Raw genomic sequence first — 10179 nt, forward strand, 5'->3', positions numbered from 1 at the left:
GATCACCTGGATGCTGATCGGCTACGGTTTCGTCGCCGCCGTGCTGCCCGTGTGGCTGCTGCTGGCGCCGCGCGACTACCTGTCGACCTTCCTCAAGATCGGCGTGATCGTCGCGCTGGCCATCGGCATCGTCATCGCCAGCCCGGAAGTAACCTCGCTGAAGATGCCGGCGTTCACGCAGTTCGCCAGCACCGGCGATGGCCCGGTGTGGAAGGGCGGCCTGTTCCCGTTCCTGTTCATCACCATCGCCTGCGGTGCGGTGTCTGGCTTCCATGCGCTGATTTCCTCGGGCACTACGCCCAAGCTGCTGGCCAACGAAACGCATGCGCGTTACATCGGCTACGGCGGCATGCTGATGGAATCCTTCGTCGCCATCATGGCGCTGGTCGCGGCTTCGATCATCGAGCCGGGGGTGTACTTCGCCATGAACAGCCCGGCTGCGGCCATCGGCACGACCGCGGTGGACGTGGCCGCGAAGGTCAGCAGCTGGGGCTTCGTGGTGACGCCGGAAATGCTGACGCAGACCGCGCAGAACATCGGCGAAGGCACGATCATCTCGCGCGCCGGTGGCGCACCGACGCTCGCGGTGGGCATCGCGGTGATCCTGCACGACGCGCTGCCGGGCGGCGACGCGATGATGGCGTTCTGGTACCACTTCGCCATCCTGTTCGAAGCGCTCTTCATCCTGACCGCGGTGGATGCGGGCACGCGTGCCGGCCGCTTCATGCTGCAGGACCTGCTGGGCAACTTCATTCCGCCGCTGCGCAAGACGGACTCCTGGGGCGCGAACGTCATCGGCACCGCCGGCTGCGTCGCGCTGTGGGGTTACTTCCTGTACCAGGGCGTGGTCGATCCGCTGGGCGGCATCAACACGCTGTKGCCGCTGTTCGGCATCKCCAACCAGATGCTCGCCGGTATCGCGCTGATGCTGTGCACGGTGGTGCTGTTCAAGATGAAGCGCGACCGCTACGCGTGGGTCACCGTCGTCCCCGCGATCTGGCTGCTGATCTGCACGACCTACGCGGGCCTGATCAAGATCTTCGACAGCAACCCCGCGGTCGGCTTCGTCGCCCAGGCGAAGAAGTACCAGGCCTCCATCGCCGACGGCCAGCTGCTCGGCGCGGCCAAGAGCATGGGTCAGATGCACCAGGTGGTGATCAACAGCTACGTGAACACCGGCCTGACCGTGCTGTTCCTGTTCGTGGTGTTCAGCGTGTTGCTGTATGCGGTCAAGGCGATCCTGAAGGCGCGCGCCAGCAGCGTGCGTACCGATCGCGAGTCGCCGTACGTCGCGCTGACCGACGAACAGCAGAAGGCCTGGCTGTAAGCCATGGGCACGGAACTCGTTCCGCTCTCGCACTTCGCCACGCACAAGCGTGTGTGGCGGAGGCTGGTGCAGACCGCGCGGCTATGCTGCGGCGTGCCGGACTACGACAACTACGTCCGGCACGTGCTGGAGAAGCACCCGGACCGCGAGCCGATGGATTACAAGACGTTCTTCCGCGAACGGCAGGAAGCGCGATTCGGCGGCAGGAGCGGGTTCCGCTGCTGCTGATCGATTCCGGCAGGCAAACAAGAAAGGGCGAAGCCAGTGGCTTCGCCCTTTTTCCATTGCTCCCTTGTAGGAGCGACGTAAGTCGCGACGTTGATGCTTCCGGTCGCGACTTACGTCGCTCCTACAGAAAAGCGTGCGTCAACCCTGCCCCGCCATTGCGCGCAAGCCAACGCCGACCGCGTACGCCGCCACCGTTCCAGTCGCATAGCCCAGCGCACCCAGCAACGCACCGACCGGCGCGAGCGAGGGATGGAACACCGACGCCACCACCGGGGCCGATGCCGGCCCGCCGATATTGCTCTGCGAGCCCATCGCGAAATAGAAGAACGGCACGCGCAGCAGCTTGGCGAGGAGCACGAGCAGCGCGATGTGCACCAGGATCCAGATCAGTCCCAACGCCAGCAGCCAAGGCTTGTCGGCAAGCGAGCCGATGTCCATCTGCATGCCGATGCAGGCGATCAGGATGTACAGGAACAAGGCGCCGATCTTTGACGCGCCCGCGCCATCCAACGTACGCGCACGCGTCAGGCTCAGGCCAAGACCGATCAGCGTGGAGAGCACGACGACCCACACGAAAGGCTCGTGCAGACTGACCTGCTTCGCCCACGAGACGTTCTCAGCGAACCAGGACGATGCCGGCCCCGCAATGGCGTGAGACAGGCCGACCGCCCCGAAGGCGATGCCGAGGATGACCATGAGGTCGGACAATGACGCGACACGTTCGTGCTGCTTCTGATAGCTGGCGAGCCGTTGCTTCAGGTCTTCGATGGCGCGCGTATCCGCACCCGTGCGTGCATCGATCGCCTGCGCGCGGTTGGCGAGGAAAATCAACACGGCCATCCAGACGTAACCAACAGAAACATCGACGACGACGAACTGTCCGAAGGTCGTTTCATTGACATCGAAGATCTCCTTCATCGCCAGCATGTTGGCGCCGCCACCGATCCAACTGCCTGCCAACGCCGCCATGCCGCCCCAGGTGTCGCCGACGACGGTTTCCGGGTGAATCAATCCCATCAGCCAGAATGCCGCCCAGGCGCCAATCATGATGCTGATCGACGCACCCGCATACATCACCAGCAACTTCGGCCCCAGTTTCAGCACGCCCTTCAGGTCGATGGTCAGCGTCAGCAACACCAATGCCGCAGGCAGCAGTACGCGGCTCGCGACCGGGTTGTAGAGCTTGCTGGCGGCGCCGTCGATCAGGCCGACGCTGTTGAAAATGCCGGGAATGAAGTAGCACAGCAGGAGCGCGGGCACGTACGTGTAGAACTTCTTGAAGAAGCCCGTCTCGCGCGAGGACGTCCAGAACACCACGCCCAGCGTGGCGGCGATCAGGCCGAACAGGACGATATCGTTCTGGATGAGCGCAGTGGAAGTCTCGGTGGCTTCGATCGCCATCGGCGGGTTCTCCTTGAGTCAAAGAAAAAGGGCCGGCATGACCGGCCCTTTCGAGAAAGCGTCAGCGGCCGATGTGCTGCTTCAGCCACGCATTGACGGTGTCGTGCCACAGGATGCTGTTCTGCGGCTTGAGCACCCAGTGGTTCTCGTCGGGGAAGTACAGCAGCTTGGATTCGATGCCCTTGCGCTGCAGCGCGGTGAACGTGGACAGGCCCTGGTCCACCGGTACGCGGTAGTCCTTCTCACCCTGCACCACCAGCATCGGCACGCGCCACTTGGCGATGTGGTTGACCGGATTGAACTTCTCGATGTTCTTCGGCACGTCGTACGGGGTGCCGCCGTTCTCCCATTCGGTGAACCACAGCTCCTCGGTGACGTATGCCATCGAGCGGATGTCGAACACGCCGTCGTGGTTGACCAGGCACTTCCACGGCTCGTTCCAGTTGCCGGCGATCCAGTTGATCATGTAACCGCCGTAGCTGGCGCCCAGCGCGCAGGCGTTCTTGCCGTCGAGGAAGGCGTACTGCTTCTGCGCCGCCGCCCACCCCTTCTGCAGGTCTTCCAGCGGGCGGTCGCCCCAGTGCTGGCTGATCGCATCGGTGAAGGCCTGGCCGTAACCGGTCGAGCCGTGGAAATCGATCATCACCACCGCGTAGCCCTGGCCTGCGTAGGTCTGCGGGTTCCAGCGATAGCTCCAACCATTGCCGAAGCTGCCCTGCGGGCCACCGTGGATCAGGAACGCCACCGGGTACTTCTTCCCTTCCACGTAGTCGTGCGGCTTGACGACGTAGCCGTGCACGGTCTCGTTGTTCCAACCCTTGAAGTTGAACTGTTCGAAGTCGCCGAACGAGACATCCTTCAGGACCTCATCGGCGCTGGGCGTGATGGCGCGAAGGGTGGCGCCGACATCATCGCTGGTGGCGTAGATCACGTCGCCGGACTTCAAGGTGTTGCGCGACAACACCAGCGTCTTGCCGACCATGTCGAACGCCGAAACGCTGCCGTCGCCGACGATCTTGCGGGCCTGGCCGCTCTGGATCTCCACCGAGAAGAGCGGATGCTCGCCCATATCCTGCGMGGTGGTGTAGATCCTTTCACCGTCATCCGACAGAACGATGCTGTCGGCGCTGCGATCCCAGTTCGGTGCGATTTCGTGGACTTTTCCATTGTCCAGGTCCATCGCCATCAAGCCGAAGCGGTCGGCTTCGAAACCCGGGCGCTTCATCGCGCGGTAGAAGAGCGTCTTGCCGTCCGCACTGAACACCGGACCGGTATCCCACGCGGGATTGGCGGCGGTCAGGTTGACCGGCGCGCTGCTGCCATCCGTCGCGATCTTGTAGAGGTCGAAGTTGGTGGACCATGCTTCCGACTTGCCTGCGACACGGATGGCGGCCACGACCGAGCCGCCATTCGGCGACCAGGTGTATTCATCCGCGCCCCCGAAAGGCTTGGAAGGCGCGTCACCGTCCAGACCGTCGGTCAGCGAGGTGGCACTGGCGACCGGCTTGGCCTTGCCTGCAGGAAGCGCGGCCACGAACAAGCGGCTGCGGCGGCCGTCGGCCCAGGTATCCCAATGGCGTACGAACAGGCCGTCGTAGACCACGCCAGAGGTCTTGCGTGCGGCGGTGTCGTCGAGCTTCTTCTGCGTGCAGGCGAAGTCCGCCTTGCAGTCGGCGAAGGTGTCGGCGCTGAACAGCAGGCGCGTGCCATCCGGCGACAGCTTGTAGCTGGCGACGTCCAGCGCGAACGCCGTCAGCTGGCGCGGCGTGCCGCCGGCGACCGGAATCGAATACAGCTGCTGCACACCGGACTTGCCGCTGAGGAAGTAGATCGTCTTGCCATCTGGCGAGAACGACGGCGAGTTGACGCTCCAGCCCTCCGGCGTCAACCGCTTGGGCGGTGCCATATCGCGGGTCAGCAGGTTGCGGATCCACAGACTGCTGCTGGCCTTGACCACCTCGGCATCGACGATGCGCTTGGCGAACACGACAGTACCACCGTCCGGCGAAAGGACCGGCGACGAGACGCGGTCCAGCTTCTGCAGGTCGCGCACGTCCAGGCCGCGGGCGGCGGCGAGCGACGGCAGCGCTGCCAGCAGGCAAAGGGGCAACAGGGCGGATTTCAGCTTCATCCGGGGCTCCGGCAACAGGGAAACCCCGATGGTAGGCGCTAAGCGCGCCGGGGCGCAAAGGCGTGAGGTCACGCCCTTGCGCCGTGTGTTGGCTTAACGGGGGCCGGGTTCGGCGTCGCCCAGTGCCTTCGACTTGGCGCCAGTACGGTAGATCAACCAGCCCACTGCCAGCAGGACCGCCAGACCCACGATCTGTCCGAAATGGAATTGCTCCGGCAGCGCAAGCACATCCGCTCGGCCGCTGACCACGATGGGGATCGCGATGAAGATGCCCATCAGGGCCTCGCCGGTAATAAGGCCGGCCGAGAACAGGACACCGGGACGATGGACGCGATCGCGGACTTCCTCCTCCGCCCCAACCACGCCATGGCGGCGCTCGACCAGCCAGGCCAGCAGACCGCCCAGGAAGATCGGCACCATCAATTCCAACGGCAGGTAGATACCGATCGCGGCGGCCAGAACGGGGACGCGGAAGCTGGAGTTTCGAGCTTTCAGCCAGCCGTYGAACGCAATGATGAGGGCACCGATCACCGCGCCCGCCCCTATCATTTCCCACGGCAGATGCCCACCGAACATCCCTTTCGCGACCGAAGCCATCAGTGTGGCCTGCGGCGCCTGCAGCGAGCCCGGGCGTGTCGGATCGCCGATACCGTACGCCTGGTCCAGCAGGTTGAGCACCGGTGCCATGATGAGCGCGCAGGAGAATGCGCCGATGCCCAGCATCAACTGCTGCTTCCAAGGAGTCGCTCCGACCAGATAGCCGGCCTTCAGATCCTGCAAGTTGTCGCCGCCTACCGCCGCTGCACAACAGACAACGGCGCCGATCATGATGGCCGCCACGGCACCGATCTTGGAGTCGCTGCCAAGAAGGAACATCAGCACGACGGATGCGAACAGGATCGTCGCGATGGTGATGCCAGATACCGGGTTGTTCGAAGACCCGACCAGACCCGCCAGATATGCTGACACGGAGACGAACAGGAAGCCTGCGACGATCATGATCACCGTCATCGGCACGCTGACCAAGAAGTTGCCGACGATCGCCTGGTAGAGCGCCAGCAGCGGCAGTACGAATAGCACCAGTGCGATCAGCATCCACTTCATTGGCAGGTCGCGCTCCGTCTCGGCCACGTCGGCGCCGCCGGAGCCCGCGCGGGCGGCCGCGATGCCGCTCTTGACGCCGGAAAGAAGCGACTTGCGCAGCGAGAACAGCGTCCAGATACCGCCGATCAGCATGGCGCCGACACCAAGGTAACGAATCTTCTCGGCACGGATTATCGCAGCGGCTTCTGCGGCCGTCTTGCCAGCGACCTGCATCGCCAGAGCAGGATCCGAATTCAGCAGAAACGCATGGTAGAACGGGATGGCCACGTTGTAGGCCAGGATGCTGCCCGACAGCACGACAATGCCGATGTTCAAGCCGACGATGTAACCGACGCCCAGAAGTGCAGGAGACAAGCCGGTGCCCATGTAGCCAAGGTACTTGCCGAAAAAGCCTGCACCCGCCGCATTGTCGGGAATCATCCGGAAGCCACTTTCGGCGGCCAGCTTGACCAATCCGCCGATGCCTGCCGACAGGCCGAGGATTTTCAGACCGGGGCCAGGGTTCTCACCGGCCTTCAACACTTCGGCCGCGGCCTTGCCTTCGGGGAACGGTAGCGGCTCCTCGACAATCATCGAGCGGCGCAGCGGTACCGAGAACAGCACGCCCAGCAGGCCGCCCAGGCCGGCGATCGCCAGCACCCAGGAATACTGGAAGTCCTGCCAGTAGCCGAGGATGATCAGCGCGGGAATCGTGAAGATCACACCGGCCGCGATCGACGAACCGGCGGAGGCGCCGGTCTGCACGATGTTGTTCTCAAGGATCGTGCCGCCGCCCAGCAGGCGCAGCACGCCCATCGACACGACCGCCGCCGGGATGGCCGTGGCAATAGTCAGGCCTGCGAACAGGCCCAGGTAGGCGTTGGCGGCCGACAGCACGACGGCCAGCACGATGGCCAGCACGACGGCGCGGAAGGTAAGTTGCGGGGTCCCCGAGCTCATTGCATGTTCCCGAATTGCGGAAAGCCGACACGCTAGCGTCCGCTGCCCGGCAAGTCCAGCCGGAACGCTCGCCGTCGCTATACTCGCCGCGGAATCCACGCCGGAGCGGCCCTTGACCCCCCTCGCCCCCGCGGCCACTGGCCGCGACGACTTCCTGGGCCACCCCAAGGGGGTCTACGTCTGCTTCTTCACCGAGATGTGGGAGCGCTTCTCCTTCTACGGGATGAAGGCGCTGCTGCTGCTGTACCTGACCAAGTACCACCTGTTCGCCGACGGCGCGGGCTACGACCTGATCGGCGCCTACGGCGGACTGGTCTACTGCGTGCCGGTGATCGGCGGCGTGCTGGCCGACCGCTGGCTGGGCATGCGCAAGGCGGTGGTCTTCGGTGGGTTGCTGCTGGTGGCCGGCCATGCCGGCATGGCGCTCGAAGGCGCGGCGGCGACCATGGACGCTGGCGTGGTCACGCGCGATGAAGGCGCGTTGCGCACGATGTACCTGTCGCTCGCGTTGATCGTCATGGGCGTGGGCTTCCTGAAACCCAACATCACCGGCATCGTCGGCCGGTTGTATCCGGTGGGCGACCCGCGCCGTGATGGCGGCTTCAGCCTGTTCTATGCGGGTATCAACCTCGGCGCGCTGCTCGCTTCGCTGGTGTGCGGCTATCTTGGCGAGACACTGGGCTGGAAGTACGGTTTCGGCGCCGCTGGCATCGGCATGCTGCTGGGCCTGGCGATGTTCCTCTGGGGCCAGCGCTACCTGCAGGGCCACGCCGAACCACCCTCGCGCGCGGCACTGCGCGTAGCGGTATTGGGAGTTCCACGGGAATGGCTGATCTACGCGGGCGCAGCACTGGGCGTGCTGCCCGTGGCGTGGCTGATGTGGGCGGCGGCCAACGGCGCGTTCGCGCTGGGCGGCGAATTCTCGCTAGCGCTAGCGCTGATGCTGCTGGTGCTGGCCACGGTGCTGGCGTGGTTCCTCTGGTTCATCACCACGCAATGCACGCCGGTGCAGCGTCGCCAGATGCTGGCGCTGATGGCGCTGATCTTCATGTGCCTGGTGTTCTTCACCCTGTACGAGCAGACGTATGGCTCGTGGGTGATGTTCACCGACCGGATGCTGACGAAAGACCTGTTCCCGTCATTGGTACAGCCGGCATCGGTGGTGGTCTGGTCGGATAGCTTTACCGCGAACATCGCGCTCYTCCTCGGCAGCGCGCCGTGGTCCACCTGGGCGCTGGTGGCGATGCCGCTGTCGTTCGTGATCGCGTCGCGCTGGTCGGAGCGGAGCACGCGCACGGGGCCGCCGCGCGCCTTGTTCCTCGGCACGGCCGCGCTGATGGTGGTGCTGGTGCTGCGCGACTCGTTGGTGCTGCCGCAGACGGCCGGCTCACTGACCTACCTGGGTGCGATGTTCCTGGTGGTGCTGGCGCCCGTATTCGCGTGGCTGTGGGCCACGCTGGGGCGACGCGGCCTCGATCCGTCCAAACCGGTGAAAGGCGCGCTGGGCCTGTTGTTCGGCGGCCTGTCCTTCATCCCGCTGGCACTCGCGGCGCAACAGGTGGGTGACACTGGCGTAGTCGCGAGCGTGTGGTGGCTGGTGCTGGCCTACCTGTTGCTCGAGATCGGCGAGATGTGCCTCGCCCCGGTGAGCCTGGCCGCYGTCACCGAACTGTCGGTGCCGCGCGTGGTGAGCTCGATGATGGGTATGTGGCTGCTCGCCACTGCATTCTCGGAAACGCTTGCCGCACAGTTCGGCAAACTTGCCGCGATGGATATTCCGGACGATGGCGCACTCGATATCGCGCACGCGGCCACGGGCTTCGCCGACCTGTTCTGGCTGATGATGTGGATCGGCCTGGGATGCGCCGTCATCGCGCTGCTGGCCTCGCCGTGGTTGCGGCGGGCGATGCGCACGACGGACTGACCGGCCTTGCGATGGTAGGGCGACGGGTGGCTGCGCTTACATGACGTCTTACCTTGCCGTTGCGCCACCAAGTGGCAACTGATAAACGTCGCCACTTCAATGGATCACCTTCACGCTAGTAGAGCCTATTGAAATTACTGCGAGTTCCTCCATAAGCGAATCGCACGATGTCTACCACCAGCCAGATGGTCGCGCTTCTGCACCGGCGCCCACGCTAGCCGCGCGCGAGCCCCATCATAGACGCCCATCTTTTCTGAACTTGTACAGGACATCATCACCGAGAGGCCGGATCGTCACACTGATATCGCGATCAGTGTCGGGAAGCGTATTCCCCAGAAAGCCGCCGCAGCCTCCGACCTATTCGACTGGAGATGGTGCGGGGCGCCTCGTTTTACGCCCGATTGCCCAGCAGGCTACCCTTATTCGAACCAACAGCATTCATCCAGGACAGCCGCGCTAGGGATTAACCAAACAGGAAATACCGCGCGACTCTTTCAGCCAAGATCACACTGGTCGCACCTGTTTTCCTCCAATACAGCCCGGCACGGCCCTCCCGCTGTACCGTGCGGCGAGGAACTCGCCCTCAGATGACAGCTTTATGTCTGTGAAAGTTAACTCAGCGGCGGCCCCCCAAGTACCATGCAGCTCACGATCGCTGCGTCGCACGATCGCATATACCCATTTCACCCTAGGCGTTCCAGTGGCGTTATCGTTCCGTGGAAGCCACGTGCCTTCAAAGTCACACGACTATGTTGCAGGCAATAGCATCGCTTTCATCGCCCATCTAACACCTGCCGCAACCCAGTACGCCAATCAGGCAGTCGATGTCCGAGCATCCGCTCGAGCTTGCCGACATCCAGATGGGAGTAGGCCGGACGACGCGCGCGAGTCGGATATTCGGAAGTGGTAACGGGGAGCAGGCGGGGCGCGCGGGAAATTAGTCCGCGCGCCATAGCTTCCTCAAAAATCGCTTCGGCAAAGCCATGCCAACTCGTTTCTCCACGTGCCGTGAGGTGGAATGTGCCCGTTCCCGCAGCAGGGTTGTCGAGCACCTCGACCGTAACGCCAGCAATGAGGTACGCCGGGGTGGGCGTCCCGATTTGGTCGGCGACAACCTTCACTTCG

Annotated in this window: 7 protein-coding genes; 3 read left to right on the forward strand and 4 right to left on the reverse strand. The window is 64.1% G+C overall.

Going from position 1 to position 10179, the window contains the following annotated elements; translation table 11 throughout:
- Both AC04L7_RS05925 and AC04L7_RS05930 read left to right on the forward strand, forming a co-directional pair.
- Positions 1 to 1327: carbon starvation CstA family protein (locus AC04L7_RS05925; protein ID WP_475512678.1), on the forward strand; the 1327-nt coding region annotated here is incomplete at its 5' end.
- A 3-nt stretch (positions 1328 to 1330) separates the two neighbouring features.
- On the forward strand, positions 1331 to 1555 hold the full coding sequence (locus tag AC04L7_RS05930; RefSeq protein WP_142123676.1) for a YbdD/YjiX family protein: 225 nt from the start codon (positions 1331 to 1333) through the stop codon (positions 1553 to 1555).
- 138 nt (positions 1556 to 1693) lie between these two features.
- Here AC04L7_RS05930 and AC04L7_RS05935 read toward each other — a convergent pair whose 3' ends face one another.
- From AC04L7_RS05935 to AC04L7_RS05945, 3 genes are all read right to left on the reverse strand, one after another.
- Complete coding sequence (locus AC04L7_RS05935) at positions 1694 to 2956, reverse strand: DUF819 family protein (protein ID WP_435999884.1); 1263 nt, start codon at positions 2954 to 2956, stop codon at positions 1694 to 1696.
- Positions 2957 to 3017: 61 nt separating this feature from the next.
- Positions 3018 to 5087, reverse strand: coding sequence for a dipeptidyl-peptidase 5 (locus tag AC04L7_RS05940; protein ID WP_475512679.1), 2070 nt, complete (start codon positions 5085 to 5087; stop codon positions 3018 to 3020).
- Positions 5088 to 5180: 93 nt separating this feature from the next.
- A complete protein-coding gene (locus tag AC04L7_RS05945; RefSeq protein WP_475512680.1) occupies positions 5181 to 7130 on the reverse strand; it encodes an OPT family oligopeptide transporter in 1950 nt (649 codons plus the stop codon).
- Between the two features lie 112 nt (positions 7131 to 7242).
- Here AC04L7_RS05945 and AC04L7_RS05950 point away from each other — a divergent pair, with 112 nt between their 5' ends.
- Positions 7243 to 9054, forward strand: a complete 1812-nt coding sequence (locus tag AC04L7_RS05950) for a peptide MFS transporter (protein ID WP_475512681.1) — start codon at positions 7243 to 7245, stop codon at positions 9052 to 9054.
- 773 nt (positions 9055 to 9827) lie between these two features.
- Here the strand turns inward: AC04L7_RS05950 and AC04L7_RS05955 are convergent.
- Positions 9828 to 10179, reverse strand: a 352-nt coding sequence (locus tag AC04L7_RS05955) for an SDR family oxidoreductase (RefSeq protein WP_475512682.1), incomplete at its 5' end; no start/stop codon positions are given.

This window comes from Pseudoxanthomonas sp. LjRoot204_2 (genome assembly GCF_056175765.1).